Annotated in this window: 14 protein-coding genes; 10 read left to right on the top strand and 4 right to left on the bottom strand. The window is 69.0% G+C overall.

The genetic code is table 11. The features are described from left to right. The first annotated feature begins 370 nt into the window (after positions 1-370). The 5 genes from AX676_RS14970 to AX676_RS14950 all read left to right on the top strand — a co-directional run bounded on the left by AX676_RS14970 (position 371) and on the right by AX676_RS14950 (position 7,236). Positions 371-3,070 (top strand): ribonuclease E/G, encoded by a 2,700-nt coding sequence (locus tag AX676_RS14970; RefSeq protein ID WP_231726033.1) that lies wholly within the window; start codon positions 371-373, stop codon positions 3,068-3,070. Positions 3,071-3,190: 120 nt separating this feature from the next. Next, a complete protein-coding gene (locus AX676_RS14965; protein WP_082731156.1) occupies positions 3,191-4,549 on the top strand; it encodes a M48 family metalloprotease in 1,359 nt (452 codons plus the stop codon). A gap of 20 nt (positions 4,550-4,569) precedes the next feature. Then, complete coding sequence (locus AX676_RS14960) at positions 4,570-5,316, top strand: DsbA family protein (protein WP_066483528.1); 747 nt, start codon at positions 4,570-4,572, stop codon at positions 5,314-5,316. A 223-nt stretch (positions 5,317-5,539) separates the two neighbouring features. Further along, positions 5,540-6,478, top strand: a complete 939-nt coding sequence (locus AX676_RS14955; protein ID WP_066483527.1) for an ABC transporter ATP-binding protein — start codon at positions 5,540-5,542, stop codon at positions 6,476-6,478. Next, positions 6,475-7,236 (top strand): ABC transporter permease, encoded by a 762-nt coding sequence (locus AX676_RS14950; protein ID WP_066483525.1) that lies wholly within the window; start codon positions 6,475-6,477, stop codon positions 7,234-7,236. The genes AX676_RS14955 and AX676_RS14950 overlap by 4 nt, the downstream gene beginning before the upstream one ends. Here AX676_RS14950 and AX676_RS14945 read toward each other — a convergent pair. The 3 genes from AX676_RS14945 to ygfZ all read right to left on the bottom strand — a co-directional run bounded on the left by AX676_RS14945 (position 7,218) and on the right by ygfZ (position 10,648). Continuing rightward, on the bottom strand, positions 7,218-7,943 hold the full coding sequence (locus AX676_RS14945) for a CPBP family intramembrane glutamic endopeptidase (RefSeq protein WP_066483523.1): 726 nt from the start codon (positions 7,941-7,943) through the stop codon (positions 7,218-7,220). The genes AX676_RS14950 and AX676_RS14945 overlap by 19 nt on opposite strands. 84 nt (positions 7,944-8,027) lie before the next feature. Continuing rightward, the gene (locus AX676_RS14940; protein ID WP_066483521.1) at positions 8,028-9,821 is read right to left on the bottom strand and encodes an aminopeptidase P family protein; all 1,794 of its coding nucleotides are present in this window, start codon (positions 9,819-9,821) and stop codon (positions 8,028-8,030) included. Positions 9,822-9,859: 38 nt separating this feature from the next. Next, positions 9,860-10,648, bottom strand: a complete 789-nt coding sequence (gene ygfZ / locus AX676_RS14935; RefSeq protein WP_066483518.1) for a CAF17-like 4Fe-4S cluster assembly/insertion protein YgfZ — start codon at positions 10,646-10,648, stop codon at positions 9,860-9,862. 86 nt (positions 10,649-10,734) lie between these two features. Here ygfZ and pyrC point away from each other — a divergent pair, with 86 nt between their 5' ends. Next, complete coding sequence (gene pyrC, locus AX676_RS14930; RefSeq protein ID WP_066483516.1) at positions 10,735-11,769, top strand: dihydroorotase; 1,035 nt, start codon at positions 10,735-10,737, stop codon at positions 11,767-11,769. Positions 11,770-11,917: 148 nt separating this feature from the next. Here the strand turns inward: pyrC and AX676_RS14925 are convergent, their stop codons facing one another. Further along, positions 11,918-12,658, bottom strand: coding sequence for a zinc-ribbon domain-containing protein (locus AX676_RS14925; protein WP_066483515.1), 741 nt, complete (start codon positions 12,656-12,658; stop codon positions 11,918-11,920). Between the two features lie 164 nt (positions 12,659-12,822). Between AX676_RS14925 and ftsE the strand changes: the two genes are divergently transcribed. The 4 genes from ftsE to AX676_RS14905 are packed head-to-tail and all read left to right on the top strand — an operon-like array spanning position 12,823 to position 15,675. Then, positions 12,823-13,530, top strand: a complete 708-nt coding sequence (gene ftsE, locus AX676_RS14920) for a cell division ATP-binding protein FtsE (RefSeq protein WP_066483513.1) — start codon at positions 12,823-12,825, stop codon at positions 13,528-13,530. Further along, entirely contained in the window at positions 13,527-14,420 is an 894-nt protein-coding gene (locus AX676_RS14915) for a cell division protein FtsX (RefSeq protein ID WP_066483511.1), read from the top strand. Before ftsE ends, AX676_RS14915 begins: the two co-directional genes overlap by 4 nt. After that, positions 14,420-14,953, top strand: coding sequence for a YdcF family protein (locus AX676_RS14910; RefSeq protein ID WP_197417070.1), 534 nt, complete (start codon positions 14,420-14,422; stop codon positions 14,951-14,953). Before AX676_RS14915 ends, AX676_RS14910 begins: the two co-directional genes overlap by 1 nt. Then, positions 14,950-15,675: a lysophospholipid acyltransferase family protein gene (locus AX676_RS14905; RefSeq protein WP_066483506.1), complete on the top strand. Its 726-nt coding sequence runs from the start codon at positions 14,950-14,952 to the stop codon at positions 15,673-15,675. Before AX676_RS14910 ends, AX676_RS14905 begins: the two co-directional genes overlap by 4 nt. The last annotated feature ends 50 nt before the right edge of the window (positions 15,676-15,725 follow it).

Raw genomic sequence — 15,725 nt, 5'->3', positions numbered from 1 at the left:
TGGGGCATGCGAATGGCGCGGAAAACTTGCCGTGCCAGCGGTGTTGCCGCGTGCGCGACGCGATGCTACCTAGGTGACCGACTGGGGATGATCCCGGTCGTTTCGCCGGGGCCGCGCGATCGCGCACCTTAGTTCCCGGTTCATCAGGTTGACGCGCGCATGTGGCAATTTTCCCTCGATCTGCTCGAAACGGCCCTATCCGGCCGGGAGCAGGCGATGGTGGAGGCGCCGGACCACTGGTCCGGCCGTGCCGGGCGCGCAGAAGCAATTAGCGAAATCCGCGGCGGCGGTGCCAATCCGGCCCGCTCGACCCGCCTTTATCGCCGCGCGTCCGCGCGTATCGCGGGCCGGCGCGGCCGGAGACATCATAATGACCACGCGTATGCTGATCGACGCTCGCCACCGGGAGGAAACCCGGGTCGCGGTCGTCAAGGGAAACCGGATCGAGGAGTTTGACTTCGAATCCGCCGAGCGCAAGCAGCTCAAGGGCAATATCTATCTCGCCAAGGTAACCCGCGTCGAACCCTCGCTGCAGGCGGCGTTCGTCGATTATGGCGGCAATCGCCACGGTTTCCTGGCGTTCAGTGAAATCCATCCCGATTATTACCAGATCCCCAAGGAAGACCGCGAAGCGTTGCTGCGCGAGGAAGCCGAGCATGCCGCCGAGGAAGCGGCGCTGCGCGCGGCCGAGGAAGGCGACGACGACGATCACGACGGCGACGACGACGAGCGCGCCGATGCCGATCACGACCATGACGATGCCGACCACGACGACGAACATGGCGAAGCGGGCGACGAGGGCGGACCCCGCCGGCGCGGCCGCAACGGCGGCGATGACGCGGTGGAGGCGCTGCGCCAGCGGCGCATGAACCTGCGCCGTCGCTACAAGATCCAGGACGTGATCCGCCGCCGCCAGGTGCTGCTGGTCCAGGTCGTCAAGGAGGAGCGCGGCAACAAGGGCGCGGCGCTGACCACCTATCTGAGCCTTGCCGGGCGTTATTGCGTGCTGATGCCCAACACCGCGCATGGCGGCGGCATCAGCCGCAAGATCAGCAACGCCGGCGACCGCAAGCGGCTGAAGTCGATCATGGCCGACCTGCAGCTGCCGCCGACGATGGGCTGCATCGTCCGCACCGCCGGGCTTCAGCGCACCAAGGTCGAGATCAAGCGCGATTTCGATTATCTGGCGCGGCTGTGGGACGGCATCCGCGAAACCACGCTGCAATCCTCCGCGCCCGCGCTGGTCTATGGCGACAGCGACCTGATCAAGCGGGCCATCCGCGACATCTACAACCGCGACATCGACGAGGTGATCGTCGAGGGCGAGGAGGGCTATCGCCAGGCCAAGGAGTTCATGAAGCTCCTGATGCCGAGCCACGCGCGGCGGGTGAAGCAATATGCCGACGCGGTGCCGCTGTTCCAGCGTCACCATGTCGAGGACCAGCTGGCGGCGATGTACCATCCGGTCGTCCAGCTGAAATCGGGCGGCTACCTGGTGATCAACCCGACCGAGGCGCTGGTGTCGATCGACATCAACTCGGGCCGTTCGACGCGCGAGCACAATATCGAGCAGACCGCGACCCAGACCAATCTGGAAGCCGCGCAGGAAATCGCGCGCCAGTTGCGCCTGCGCGACATGGCGGGCCTGGTCGTCATCGACTTCATCGACATGGACCACGGATCGAACGTCCGGAAGGTCGAAAAGGCGATGAAGGAGGCGCTGAAGAACGATCGCGCCCGCATCCAGGTCGGCCGGATCAGTTCGTTCGGGCTGATGGAGATGAGCCGCCAGCGGCTGCGCACCGGCGTGCTCGAAGCATCGACCCGCCAGTGTCCGCATTGCGAGGGCACCGGCCTGGTCCGCACCGCGTCGTCGGCCGGGCTGTCGGCGCTGAGGCTGATCGAGGACGAGGCGGCGCGCGGCCGCGGCAGCCAGCTGACGCTGCGCGCCAGCCAGGAAGCCGCGCTCTACGTGCTCAACAAGAAGCGCGGCGAGCTGGCGGAGATCGAGCTGCGCTATGGCGTGTCGATCGAGGTCGCGACCGACGGCGAGCTGGAAGGCGCGCGGATGTCGGTCGAGGCGTCGGGCCCGCCGCCCGCCTTTACGCCGAAGTTCGAGCCGATCGCGGACGATGTCGAGGACGACGACTATCCCGAGGTCGAGGAGGATTTCGAGGAGGAGGACGAACCCGCCGCCCGCGAGGCGCAGCCGCGCCGCGACGCCGGGGAGAGCGAGGCCGACGGCGCGCGCCGCCGCCGCCGCCGCCGCCGGGGACGGCGCGGCCGCAATCGGGAGGATGGCGAGCTCGAAGCGGACGGCACGTCCGACGATCGCGGGTCCGGCGATCGTGACGATGCCGAAGACGCGGATGGCGGCGAGGAGATGCCCCGCGACGAGCGCGAGGCGACGGGCCAGGCCGAAAGCGCCGAAGCCAGCGAGCGTCGCAAGCGCCGTCGTCGCGGCCGTCGCGGCGGACGGCGACCGGAGGGCGGCGACGCGATCGTCGCCGACACCGACAATGCGCCCGCACCGATGACCGCCGCGGAGACCGACGAAGCCGACGAAGCCGAGGTGGACGCGGAAGCGCCGATCGCGCCGATGGACGCGCCGGCCAAACCCAAGCGCAGCCGCCGCCGGACCACCAAGGCCGACATCGCCGATGAGACGGTGTCGGTCGAGACGGTCGCCGCGGCACCTGTATCGGAAGCGCCGGCAACGGCCGAACCGACGACGCTCGACCCGCCGGCCGAACCGGTCAAGGCGCGTCGTACCCGGCGCAAGGCAGCGGAACCCGCCGAATCGGTCGAGCCGGCGGTGCCGGCAGCCGAAACGCCGGTGGCCGAGGCGGAAGCCGCCGCGAAGCCCAAGGCGCGGCGCACGCGCCGCAAGGCGGATGCCGCGCCCGTTGCCGACGCCCCGGCGGAACCGGAGCCGGCGACGACCGAACCGGCGACGGATCCCGCGCCGGTCGATGCGGAAGCCGCCGACGGTGCGGGTGAAACGGTCGAAGCGGCCATGGCGAGCGGCCCGCCCCGGCGCGGCTGGTGGCAGCGCACCTTTGGTGCGTGATTGCCGCGGGCGCTCGAACGCGTGCGATCGGGCGGCATTGACGGGCTTCAGCGCCCGTTCATGCCGCCGCGCCGAACGCGGGCGTGACGTGCGCAGCCCCGCACGATAAGGTAGCGGTCGATGGCCTGGTTCAAGCGTTTCGCCCTGATGCTGATGATGGCGTGCCTGGTGGCGGCGCTGCCGGCGCGGGCGCAGTCGATCCTGCGCGATGCGGAAACCGAAGCCTATCTGAACGACATTTCCCGCCCGCTGATCGAGGCGGCGGGACTGTCGCCCCAGAATGTCCGGATCATCCTGATCAATTCAAAGGAGATCAACGCGTTCGTCGCGGGCGGACAGGCGGTCTACATCCACAGCGGACTGATCGACGCGGCGGGAAGCAGCAACGAGATCCAGGGCGTCATCGCCCACGAACTGGGCCATGTCGTCGGCGGTCACGTGCCGTTGCAGGGCCAGATCGCCAAGGGTGCGACCGGCATTTCACTGCTCAGCCTGGCGCTGGGCGTGGCCGCGATCGCAGCCGGCGCGGGCGAGGCGGGCGCGGGTATCCTGGCGGCGGGCCAGCGCGCCGCGATCGGCAGCTACCTGGCCTATTCGCGTCAGCAGGAGGCGCAGACCGACGCCGCCGGCGTGCGCTTCCTGAACGGCGCGGGGATCAGCGGCCGGGGAATGCTGGAATTCTTCAAGCGGCTCCAGAACCTCGAATATCGCCTCGCGATTCCGCAGAACAACGCCTATGAGCGCACCCACCCGCTCACCGGCCAGCGCCTCGCTTTCCTGACCGACGAGCTGACCGCCTCGCCCAATTTCAACAAGCCGAGCGATCCCGCGCTCGAGCTGCGCTTTCGCCGCGTCCAGGCGAAGCTGCGCGGCTATGTCAACGATCCCCAGGACACGCTGCGCATGTATCCCGCCAGCGACACGAGCGTGCCGGCGCGCTACGCCCGCGCTTATGCCTGGCACAAGTCGGGCTATCCCAAGCAGGCGGAGGCGGAGACCGACGCCCTGATCGCGCTCGCCCCCAACGATCCCTATTTCCTCGAGCTCGAGGGCCAGATCCTGCTCGAATCGGGCAAGCCCGTGCAGGCGCTCGTCCCGCTGCGCGCCGCGACCGACGGAACGCGCAGCAACCCGCTGATCGCGACGACCTTCGGACATGCGCTGATCGCGACGGAGAACCCGGCAAACCTTGACGAGGCCGAGGCGGTCCTGCGCCTGGCGGTCAACCGCGACAATGAAAACCCCTTTGCCTGGTTTCAGCTCGGCACCGTCTATGCGCGCAAGGGCGATACCGCGCGGACCGCGCTCGCCACCGCCGAGCGGGCGAGCATCACCGGCGACTTCGCGACCGCGATGCGCAGTGCCAGTGCCGCGGTCGCCGGCCTGCCCCAGGGGTCGAACGACTGGCTGCGTGCCCAGGACATCCTGATCACCACGCGGTCCGTGCTCGCGGATCGCCCCGAACTGCTGCGCCGGTAATCGATGAAAGCGCCGATCGAATGGAACGCCTGATGCGCAACCCGCTGGTGCTCATTGCCCTGATGATCCTGTCCGGCGCGGTCGGCGCCGGGCTGTTTGCCGCCGCGCGCCCCTGGATCGGCGGCGCAACCGCTGCTTCCGGGGCGACCGACGGCGCGGCGGTGCGCAGCTATCTCCTCGCCAATCCCGAAGTCATACCCGAGGCGCTGGAGCGGCTGCAGGCGCGCGAGACCGCGCGTCAGGTCGCGGCGAACCGCGGGGCGATCACTACCGCCTTCGCCGGTGCCGCAGCGGGCGCGAAGCAGGGCGACGTCACCGTCGCGGTATTCATGGATTATGCCTGCGGCTTCTGCCGCGCCAGCCTGCCCGCGATCGCGCAGCTGATCGCGACCGATCCCAAGGTTCGCATCGTCTATCGCGAACTGCCGGTGCTGAGCGCGCAGAGCCGCGTCGCCGCCGAATGGGCGCTGGCCGCAGCCGAGCAGGGCAGATATCGCGGCTTTCACGATGCGGTGTTCGCCGCCGGCCAGGTCAGCGAGGGATCGGTTGCCGCGGCCGCGCGCACCGCCGGCCTCGACCTAGCGCGCGCAGAGCGCGTGCGCCTGTCCCCCGCGGTCGAGAACGAGCTCACCAACAACCTCGCGATCGCGCGCCAGCTCGGCGTCTCGGGCACCCCGGCCTGGGTCGTCGGCGACCGCGTGCTTTCCGGCGTCCAGACCTTCGAGGGACTTCGCGACGCCGTCGCGGCGGCGCGCGCGCCGCGCTGAGTGTCATTGCGATCGTGGTTAGGTTACCCTAGCTATATCGCTTGAGTTCAAACCCGAACCGCTCTTCCTGAGTAGGGACTGAGACTGGCGAAGGCCCGTATCGAAGGACGGACGGCGCGCGCGTCCTTCGATTCGCCATTTCGACAAGCTCAATGGCTACTCAGGATGAGCGGGCTTGGCCCAGCCATCTCGTCCCCACCCATTTTCCCCAGGGACCCCGCTTATGCCACCCATTTTGTCGCTCGCCGGGGTCGGCAAGACCTATGCCTCGGGCCATCGCGCGCTGGCCGCCGTCGATCTCGACATCCGGCGCGGCGAGATCTTCGCGCTGCTCGGCCCCAATGGTGCGGGCAAGACGACGCTGATCAGCATCATCTGCGGCATCGTCACGCCGACGTCGGGGACGATCCGGGTCGGCGGCGTCGATGCGCTCAGCGACTATCGCCGGGCGCGCGCGATGATCGGCCTCGTGCCCCAGGAACTGTCCGTCGACATGTTCGAAACGGTCTGGTCGACGATCCGCTTCAGCCGCGGACTGTTCGGCAAGTCACCCGACGACACCTATCTCGAACAGGTGCTCAGGGACCTGTCGCTGTGGGACAAGCGCAAGTCGAAGATCATGGAGCTGTCGGGCGGCATGAAGCGCCGCGTGCTGATCGCCAAGGCGCTCGCGCACGAACCCGAGCTGCTGTTCCTCGACGAACCCACCGCGGGCGTCGACGTGGCGCTGCGCCGCGACATGTGGCGGCTGGTCCACCGGCTGCGCGAGAAGGGTACCACGATCATCCTCACCACCCATTATATCGAGGAGGCAGAGGAAATGGCCGACCGTATCGGCGTGATCAATCACGGCGAGTTGCTGCTGGTCGAGGACAAGGCCGAGCTGATGGCGAAGCTCGGCACGCGCGAGCTGAACATCGCGCTGAGCGAGCCGATGCAGACGGTGCCGCCCGAGCTCGGCGAATGGCAGCTCGCGCTCGCCGATGACGGCCATCGCCTGCGCTATCGCTTCGATGCGCGCGCCGAACGCACCGGCATCCCGTCGCTGCTGCGGCGGATGAGCGATCTGGACATCGCCTTCACCGATCTCGAAACGTCGAAGAGCTCGCTCGAGGACATTTTTGTCGGCCTTGTCGCCGAACAGCGGGAGGCGCGCCCATGAATCCGCGCGGCGTAATTGCGATCTATCGCTTCGAAATGGCGCGGGCGCAGCGCACCTTGTGGCAGTCGCTCGTCACCCCGGTCATCACCACGTCGCTCTATTTCATCGTGTTCGGCGGTGCGATCGGATCGCGGATGCAGTCGGTCGACGGGGTCAGCTATGGCGCGTTCATCGTCCCCGGGCTGATCATGCTGACGCTGCTGACCCAGTCGCTGACCAACGCGTCGTTCGGCATCTATTTCCCCAAATTCACCGGCACGATCTACGAGCTCCTGTCCGCGCCGATCTCGCCCGTCGAACTGGTCATCGGCTATGTCGGTGCGGCGGCGACCAAGTCGGTGATCATCGGGCTGATCATCCTGGCGACCGCCAGCCTGTTCACCGAACTGCCCATCAGCCACCCGGTCGCGATGATCCTGTTCCTCGTGCTGACCGCGGTCGCGTTCAGCCTGGCGGGCTTCATCATCGGCATCTGGGCGAAAGGCTTCGAGCAGCTGAATTTCGTGCCGGCGCTGCTGATCACCCCGCTGACCTTTCTGGGCGGGGCCTTTTACTCGATCGACATGCTGCCCCAGCCGTGGCGGACGGTCAGCCTGTTCAACCCCGTCGTCTATCTGGTCAGCGGCTTTCGCTGGAGCTTTTTCGACCAGGGCGATGTCGAGATCGGCTGGAGCCTCGCCTTCACGCTGGGCTTCCTCGCCCTGTGCCTGGGCGTGATCACCTGGATCTTCCGGACCGGCTATCGCCTGAAAAGCTGAACCCGCGCCAGGGCCGGGCGCAGGATGAGCGCGTTGAGGTTGACCAGCGCATGGACGAGCATGGCAAGCCACAGCGCGCCGCTCGCCAGATAGAGCACGGCCATGACCAGCCCCATCACCAGCGAGCCGGCGATGCCGCCCCAGCCCTGATAACGGTGCGCGGCGGCAAACAGGCCGAGCGCGACGGCGTGCGCGACCAGCACCGATCCGCTGGCCAGCACGATCGCGAGCGGCAGGGCGAGGCGGAAGAAGGCTTCCTCGACCACACCGGCAATGCTGCCGACCAGCGCCGCGGGGGCATAGTCGTGCCAGGCCCGGGGCTGGATCGCACTGATGTCGCCCAGCATCACCGGGCCCTTGCCGCGCCGGCGTCGCCACGCGTCGAGGATCGCGCCGAGCCCGCCGCCGGCGACGAGCGCGACGACGATCATCGGCGCGAAGGACGGTGCGTCGAGGTAGCCGCCGATCGTGGAGACGACCAGATCGGCGGCGGGCAGGAACTCCGGCGGCATGGCGTCAAGCGCGTCGGTACGGCCGAGCAGGATCAGCGCAAGCACGGTCCCGCCGCCAAGCAGCACCGGCGTGCGCGCGAGCCATCGACGATAGACCGCGTGCGGCCCCGCCCCGAATAGTCGCGGCCGCGGCGACCGTCGGATCAGCGCGCCATAGATGGCGAGGAGCAGCAGGAGCGATACGACGGGCAGCACGGCGCAGCGTCAGGCGCAGGCTGCGGCCGCACCCGCGCTGCGGCCGCAGCGAGGCGACGCGGTCATTTCAGCCAAGGCCGCGGATCAGATCGGCGCGCACTTCGCCTCCAGCCAAGCACGATCGGCACCGTCGAGCTGCGGCGCGATCCGCGCGATCACGTCGCGATGATAGGCGTCGAGCCAGTCGCGCTCGGCAGACGTCAGCAGCGCAGGGTCGATCAGCGTGCGCTCGATCGGGGCGAAGGTCAGCGTCTCGAACCCCAGCATCGGGGCTTCCGCGCCCGGGACCTCACGTTCGACGGTCAGCACCAGATTCTCGATGCGGATGCCATAGTCGCCCGCCTTGTAATAGCCGGGCTCGTTGGACAGGATCATGCCCGCGCGCAGCGGCTCCGCGGGCCCGCCGCCGGGATAGTTGGGCGCGGCGATCCGCTGCGGCCCTTCATGCACCGAAAGATAGGCGCCCACGCCGTGCCCGGTGCCGTGCGGATAATCGAGCCCCACTTCCCACAGGGGCCGACGCGCGAAGCTGTCGAGCTGGCCACCGGTCGTGCCAGCGGGAAAGATCGCCGTCGCGATCGCGATATGCCCCTTGAGCACGCGGGTGAAGCGGTCGCGCATCTCGGCGGTTGGGGTGCCGACCGGCATCACCCGAGTCACGTCGGTGGTGCCGTCGGCATATTGCCCGCCCGAATCGACCAGATAGAGCGTGCCGGGCGTGATGCGGAGGTTCGATTCCGCCGTTACCTTGTAATGCGGGATGGCCCCGTGCGGGCCGGTCGCCGAAATCGTGTCGAACGACAGGTCGCGCAGCAGGCCGGTTTCGGCGCGGAACTGCTGAAGCCGCGCCGCCGCGTCGAGCTCGGTCAACGCGCCCTTGGGCGCTTCGCCCTCGAACCAGCGCAGGAAGCGTGACAGCGCCGCGCCGTCGCGCGCCTGCGCGGCGCGATGACCGCCGATCTCCGCCGGGTTCTTCACTGCCTTTGCCAGCACGGCCGGATCGCGCACCGAAAGGATGCGCGCCCCGCCCGAATCGAGCGCGTCGAAGATCGCGGCGACCGCACGCTCCGGATCGGCGGCGATGCGCCTGCCCGCCAGGCCGCGCAGCGCCTGGGCGAACTGGCTGCGGTCATGCAGCCGCACCCCGTTGCCGAGATGCTGGCGCACCGTATCGGTGATCTTTTCGGGGGCGACGAACAGGTCGGCGGTGGCGTCGGCATTGACCAGCGCATAGGCCAGCGCGACCGGGGTGTGGCTGACGTCCTGCCCACGCACGTTGAACATCCACGCGATCGAATCGAGCGCGGACAAGACCACCGCATCGGCACCGCGATCGGCGAGCCAGTCGGCGACCTCGGTGCGTTTGTCCGCAGAACTGCGCCCGGCCAGCGCCTCGTCATAAGGGGTCAGGACCGCGTCCGACGGCGCGGGGCGGCCATCCCAGATCGCGTCGACAGGGTTGCGATCGACGGCGACCAGCTCCGCCCCCTTGTCCGCGAGCGCGCGTCGCGCCTCGTCAACCCAGGCGCGGGTGTGCAGCCACGGATCATAACCGATCCGCCCACCCTGCGGTGCATGCTCGCCCAGCCATTGGGCGATGCTGGTCGCCGGCACCGACACATAGCTCCAGCTGGCGGGATCGACCTGCTCGCGGACCTGGAGCGTGTAGCGGCCGTCGGTGAAGATCGCGGCTTCGGCGGGCAGCACCACCGCCGCGCCCGCCGACCCCTGAAAGCCGGTGAGCCACGCAAGACGCTGGGCATAGTCGCCGACATATTCGCTCATATGTTCGTCGGTCAGCGGCACGACAAACCCGTCGAGCCGGTCGGCGGCAAGCTGCTGGCGAAGCGCGGCGAGGCGGGAGGCATGGTCGGACATCGGCAGGGTTCCAGCAAAAGACGGTTCAGGTCGCAAGATTAGGCGGCCGGGGCCGGATTGCCCATAGCCTGTTCTTCCGCCCGGTCGGTGGCCAGCGCCGCCGCCAGCCAGGCGGGGATGTGCGCATCGCCGAGGTCGTCGACGCGGCGCAGCTCGATCATCAGGCCGAGATCGGGATAGCGGCATCGCGTGCGCGGCCCTTCCGCGGCGATCGGCGCGATGACCAGCCGCCGATTGACCTTGGCGCGATGGTGCATGCGCGCGGTATTTTCCTGACCGACATAGCAACCCTTGGCAAAGCTGACGCCGTTCAGCTCACGCGCGTTCGCCTCGAGCCACAGCGTCTCGCCCCGGCCTAGCTCGCCCGCGCCCTCGGCGACACCAAGCGCCAGCCGGTGGCGGCGCCATTCGTCCGACGCCGAATCGCCGGCGGCAGGCCCGAGCCAGCGGTAGCCGAGCGCAGCGAGCCGCGGATCGGCCGCCGCGCCCGGTATGGGCTCGCGCGACCAGTGCACGCCTGCCGTTGCCGGTGTCAGCGTGATCGCGCGGCGCAGGCGATAAAGGGTGAGCCGCTGGGTCAGCGCGGGCGCCTCGGCTGCCTCGCAGTCGATCAGGATCGCGCCATCGCCACCGTCCCACAGGATGAAGTCGAACAGCGCCTTGCCCTGCGGACTCAGCAGACCGGCCCAGACCGGCCGGTCCGGGGCGACCGCCATGACGTCATTGGTCACCAGCCCCTGCAGGAACCCGCGAACATCATCGCCGGCGATGCGCACGACGGCGCGATCGTCGAGCCGGGTCGCCGCTGCTGCGTCGAAATTGTCCATTGCATCTACATAGGCAGCGGCGCAGCCGAACCCAAGCCGCCTTGCGCGGACTGGCGGGCGGGAGGGTGGCGAGCTAAAGCGGCGGGATGACCGAACGCCTGACCATCCGCCGCCCCGACGACTGGCATGTGCACCTGCGCGATGGCGACATGCTCGCCGCGGTCGCGCCCTTTAGCGCGCGCCAGTTCGCGCGCGCGATCGTCATGCCCAATTTGTCACCACCGGTCGTGCGCATCGCCGACGCACGGGCCTATCGCGACCGCATCCGCGCCGCCGCCGGGCCCGGCTTCACCCCGCTGATGACGTGCTACCTGACCGACGATGCCGATGCGGACGAGATCGTCGGCGGGTTCGAGCAGGGGGTGTTCACCGCGTGCAAGCTCTATCCCGCGCATGCGACGACCAATTCCGCGCACGGGGTGACCGACATCACCCGGCTGGCGCGCGTGTTCGAGGCGATGCAACGCGTGGGCATGCCATTGCTGATCCATGGCGAAGTTACCGATGGCGACATCGATATCTTTGACCGCGAGGCGGTGTTCATCGACCGCGTGCTGACCGGATTGATGGCGGATTTCCCGGCGCTCCGCATCGTGTTCGAACATATCACCACGGCCGATGCGGTCGCGTTCGTGACCGATGGCGACGCGCGGATCGCCGCGACGATCACGCCGCAGCACCTTCACCTCAGCCGCAACGCGATGTTCGACGGCGGTATCCGCCCGCATGCCTATTGCCTGCCCGTCGCCAAGCGCGAGCGCCACCGGCTGGCGCTGCGCGCGGCGGCGACATCGGGATCGATGAAGTTCTTCCTGGGCACCGACAGCGCACCCCATGTCGTCGAACGCAAGGAAAGCGCCTGTGGCTGCGCCGGCATCTTCAATGCGCCCCATGCGATCGAAAGCTATGCACAGGTGTTCGAGGAGGAAGGCGCGCTCGACCGGCTCGAAACCTTCGCATCGCTCGCGGGTCCGGCCTTTTACCGTCTGTCGGTCAATGACGACGTGATCACGCTGGTGCGCGACGGCTGCGACGTACCCGATCGCATCGCCGCGGCCGGCAGCGCGCTCGTCCCGTTTCACGCGGGCACGCGGTTGAACTGGCGGCTGGCGAACGACTGAACCCTGTCCCGGCGCTGGACTCGTTTTCTGCCTTGCTGAATCGGCACCGGCCCGCTCCCTCGACCGGCACCCGTCAGGATAGGCTCGTGAGTGACCGGGTGGGGGAGCGGGCCGGTGCCGCGCTGTTTCAGCGGAGCCTAAACAGAACCTAGATTCCCGAAACGAAGCTCAGCTCGAGGATTTTGGAATTGGCGGGCACGTCGAGCTTGGCGCTGTTGAATTCGACGACTCCGCTGGGCCCGATTACGCGCTGCGGCGGCGTGATCGTCCAGCTATAGACCAGCCGGCCCTGCGCATCGCGCAGGTCGGCGCGGATGTCGGGCACACGCTGGCGGGTCGCGGTCGGATTGCTCAGCCGGCCAGACACCGCGAACAATTCGCTGCCGCTGGCCAGGTTGCGCCGCTCCACCGAGCGGTCGGTGAATTTGAGCGGGGTTTCGTCGCTGCCGATCGCAAGGCCGAGTTGCGCGGCGATGCCGGGCGCCCCCGAATAGAGGATCGCCGCGGTGCCGAGCAGCATCGACACGCCCGCGACCGCTGCGGCGATCGTCCATCGCGTCGCGGGGTTGCGACGCGGTCGCCGGACGGGTGCTTCGCTATCGCCGATCGCCGGATCAGGGACGGCATTGTGCCAGGCGGGCGCAGCCGCAACGGGTTCCTCCACCGCCACTGGGGCGACGGGCGCAACGCTGGGCGGCTCCGCCTTGGGCGCGGTGGGCTTGGGCGGTGCGGGCGCGACCGGCGGTGCGACGTCCGGGGCCACGAAGCCGGCCGGGGTCTGGAACCAACTGTGCCGGCAATTGGCGCAACGAACGGTCCGCCCCTCCAGCCCGATCGCGGAGTCTGGCACCAGGTAGCGGGTCTTGCACTCCGTGCATTCGAGAATCATGGGACAGGCTTTTCGCTGGCACTGGGCAATCGCACCGATTGATGAATCTTCGCATGTCAAGAGGGTTGCTGGCAAGGGGGTGGTTTGGCGCGCTTGAGCGTGGCGCGGCGACGTGCGATGGCGCGGACTCCAACGCCTGATGCTGGAGTGGACCCCGCGCGCGAATGGCCAATATCGTCCAGTTCGAAAATGTCGGCCTGCGCTATGGCACCGGCGCGGAAACGCTGTCCGACGTCAGCTTCACGCTCGCCACCGGCGCCTTTTATTTCGTGACCGGCGCGTCCGGTGCGGGCAAGACGTCGCTGCTCAAGCTGCTCTATCTCGCGCAGCGGCCGACCCGCGGCGTCGTCCGGCTGTTCGGCGAGGAAATGGGCCAGCTGCCGCGCAGCCGGCTGCCGGGCTTTCGCCGCCGCATCGGCGTGGTATTCCAGGATTTCCGGCTGATCCCGCATCTGTCGGTCTATGACAACATCGCGCTGCCGCTGCGCGTCGCGGGGATGGCCGAACAGGAGATCGAAGCGCCCGTGCGCGAGATGCTGGCCTGGGTCGGGCTGCTCGACCGTGCCGACGATCGTCCGCCGATGCTGTCGGGCGGCGAGCAGCAGCGCATCGCCATCGCGCGCGCGGTGATCGTCCGCCCCGAGATCCTGGTCGCCGACGAGCCCACCGGCAACGTCGATCCCGACATGGCCGAACGCCTGCTGCACCTGTTCGACAGCCTCAACCGGCTGGGAACGACAGTGGTCGTCGCGACCCACGACCTGCACCTGTTGAGCCGTATTCCCAATGCGCACATGATGCGGATCGACCGCGGGCGGCTGGCCGATCCCACCGGATCGCTGCGCTTTCCGCCGCAACAGGCCGACGCATGAAATTGCCGCTCACCGCGCCACCGCATGACCGCCGCCTGCTCGACGCGGGCAAGCAGACGCGCGCGATGACGTGGATCATGGCGATCATGGTGTTCCTGACCGTGCTCGCCGGGGCGCTGGGGCTGGGCATGGCCGGTGCGGCGCGCGGGCTCGACCGCCAGCTTGCCGGGCGGCTGACCATCCAGATCGTCGAGCCCCGCGCCGAGGCGCGCGACCGCGCCACCGCGCTGCTCGTGCGCGAGCTCGGGCGCATGCCCGAGGTCGTGCGCGCGGCCGAGGTCGATCGCCGGCGACTGGGCGAGCTGCTGCGCCCCTGGCTGGGCGAGGCGGGGTTGGACGGCGAGCTGCCAATCCCCGCGATGGTCGATGTCGACCTGGCCAGCGGCGACCGCGCGATTGTCGACCGGGTTGAGGCGGCGATCCGTGCCCGCGCTCCCGATGCGCGCGTCGACCGCCATGCCCGCTGGCTGGCCCCGGTACGCGGATTCATCGCGACGCTGGGCTGGCTGGCGCTGGGCATGATCGTGCTGATGGCGCTGGCGACCGCGATCGTCGTGCTGCTGGCGGCGCGCGCGGGGCTGGACACGCACCGCGCGACGATCGACGTGCTGCACATGCTGGGGGCGACCGATCGCCAGGTGGCGCGCCTGTTCCAGCGCCGCATCGCCGGCCAGACGCTGGTCGGCGGGCTGATCGGCGCGGTGGCGGCGCTGGCGGTCATCGCGGGGCTGCAATGGCGGCTGATGACGCTGGGGTCCGAACTGCTCGGCAGCGCCGCGCTCGGCCCGGGCGAATGGGGGCTGCTCGCGCTGCTGCCGGTGGCGTTCTCGGTCATGGCGATGATCGCGGCGCGCCTGTCCGTCGTCGCCACCTTGCGCCAGCAACTGTGATGCTGCGCGCGCTCGCTCTGCTGGTGCTGGTCTGGGCGCTCGGCTTCGCGGCGTTCATGCTGTCGCTGGGCCGGCCCGTCGCTGGCATGCGCACCGATGCGATCGTGGTGCCAACGGGCGGGCCGGGCCGGATCGACCGGGGCATCGCGCTGATGCGGCGTGGGATGGCGCGGCGCATGCTGGTCACCGGCGTCGATCCCGATGTCCGCCCGCACGAGCTGGCCAAGGCCTATGACGCCCCGATCGCGCTGTTCGATTGCTGTATCGATCTGGGCCAGGAGGCAGTCGATACGCGCTCCAATGCCGACGAAACCGCCGCATGGGTCGCTGCCAACCGCGTGCGCAGCGTACGCCTGGTCACCGCCGACTGGCACATGGCCCGTGCGCGCATGGAGCTGCACGCCGCGCTCGGCCCGGGGGTCGAGATCCTGGGCGATCCCGTTCCGACCCAGCCGCGTCTGTCGATGCTGTTCAGCGAGTATCACAAGTTCCTGATCCGCCGTGTCGCGCTGTGGCTGGGGGTGGGACCATGAGCGCGCGGGCGGGCGATATCGCGCGCACCTGGGCGTTCCGGGCGCTCTTCTACGGGCTTTCGGTGCCGGTGGTGCTCGCCGCCCCGGTCAGCGCGCTGTTCGGTCGCCCCGCGGTACGGGCACATGCGCGGGCCTGGATGCGCATGTATCACTGGATCGCGCGCATCGTCATGGGGATCGAGATCCGGATGGAGGGCACGCCGCCCGATCGCCCCGTGCTGTTCGCCGCGAAGCATCAGGCGTTTCTGGAAACCTTCGAGCTGACCTCGCGGCTCGGCATGCCCGCGCCGGTGATGAAGGAAGAGCTGAGCCGCATCCCGGTCTGGGGCTGGACCGCGCGGCGCTATGGCTCGATCATCGTCAACCGCCAGGCTTCGGCGGCGGCGCTGCGGCGCATGCTGCGCGAAGGCAAGGCGATCGTGGCGGAGGGCCGTTCGATCCTGATCTTTCCCGAAGGGACGCGCGTGCGCCCGGGCGAACAGCCGCCGCTCCAGTCGGGCTTTGCCGGGCTCTACAAGATGCTGGGGCTGCCGGTGGTGCCGATCGCACTCGACAGCGGGCGGGTGTGGCCGCGCAGCGGGCCGATGCACCCCGGCATCGTGACGATGCGCCTGGGCGAGATGATCCCCGCCGGACTGCCACGCGAGGAAATCGAGGCGCGGGTCCATGCCGCGATCAATCTGCTGGAAATGCCGGCCACCGACGGGAACCCGGGCGTGTAGCTTGCGTTACAACGGGCGGAAGTGTAGCACCCGCTACACGCAGGCCCGGA

It is taken from the genome of Sphingomonas sp. CCH21-G11 (assembly GCF_001555965.1).
Taxonomy (GTDB): domain Bacteria; phylum Pseudomonadota; class Alphaproteobacteria; order Sphingomonadales; family Sphingomonadaceae; genus Sphingomonas.
The sequence above is the reverse complement of the archived record's forward strand: the minus strand, read 5'-3'. Positions and strand labels throughout refer to the sequence as shown.

What these genes read in the sequence shown, in the direction of transcription:
- AX676_RS14940 (WP_066483521.1), bottom strand. Translation starts at nt 9,821, where the DNA reads ATGTCCGACCATGCCTCCCGCCTCGCCGCGCTTCGCCAGCAGCTTGCC.
- AX676_RS14915 (WP_066483511.1), top strand. Translation starts at nt 13,527, where the DNA reads ATGAAATTGCCGCTCACCGCGCCACCGCATGACCGCCGCCTGCTCGAC.
- ftsE (WP_066483513.1), top strand. Translation starts at nt 12,823, where the DNA reads ATGGCCAATATCGTCCAGTTCGAAAATGTCGGCCTGCGCTATGGCACC.
- AX676_RS14965 (WP_082731156.1), top strand. Translation starts at nt 3,191, where the DNA reads ATGGCCTGGTTCAAGCGTTTCGCCCTGATGCTGATGATGGCGTGCCTG.
- pyrC (WP_066483516.1), top strand. Translation starts at nt 10,735, where the DNA reads ATGACCGAACGCCTGACCATCCGCCGCCCCGACGACTGGCATGTGCAC.
- AX676_RS14955 (WP_066483527.1), top strand. Translation starts at nt 5,540, where the DNA reads ATGCCACCCATTTTGTCGCTCGCCGGGGTCGGCAAGACCTATGCCTCG.
- AX676_RS14905 (WP_066483506.1), top strand. Translation starts at nt 14,950, where the DNA reads ATGAGCGCGCGGGCGGGCGATATCGCGCGCACCTGGGCGTTCCGGGCG.
- AX676_RS14970 (WP_231726033.1), top strand. Translation starts at nt 371, where the DNA reads ATGACCACGCGTATGCTGATCGACGCTCGCCACCGGGAGGAAACCCGG.
- AX676_RS14925 (WP_066483515.1), bottom strand. Translation starts at nt 12,658, where the DNA reads ATGATTCTCGAATGCACGGAGTGCAAGACCCGCTACCTGGTGCCAGAC.
- ygfZ (WP_066483518.1), bottom strand. Translation starts at nt 10,648, where the DNA reads ATGGACAATTTCGACGCAGCAGCGGCGACCCGGCTCGACGATCGCGCC.
- AX676_RS14960 (WP_066483528.1), top strand. Translation starts at nt 4,570, where the DNA reads ATGGAACGCCTGATGCGCAACCCGCTGGTGCTCATTGCCCTGATGATC.
- AX676_RS14950 (WP_066483525.1), top strand. Translation starts at nt 6,475, where the DNA reads ATGAATCCGCGCGGCGTAATTGCGATCTATCGCTTCGAAATGGCGCGG.
- AX676_RS14910 (WP_197417070.1), top strand. Translation starts at nt 14,420, where the DNA reads ATGCTGCGCGCGCTCGCTCTGCTGGTGCTGGTCTGGGCGCTCGGCTTC.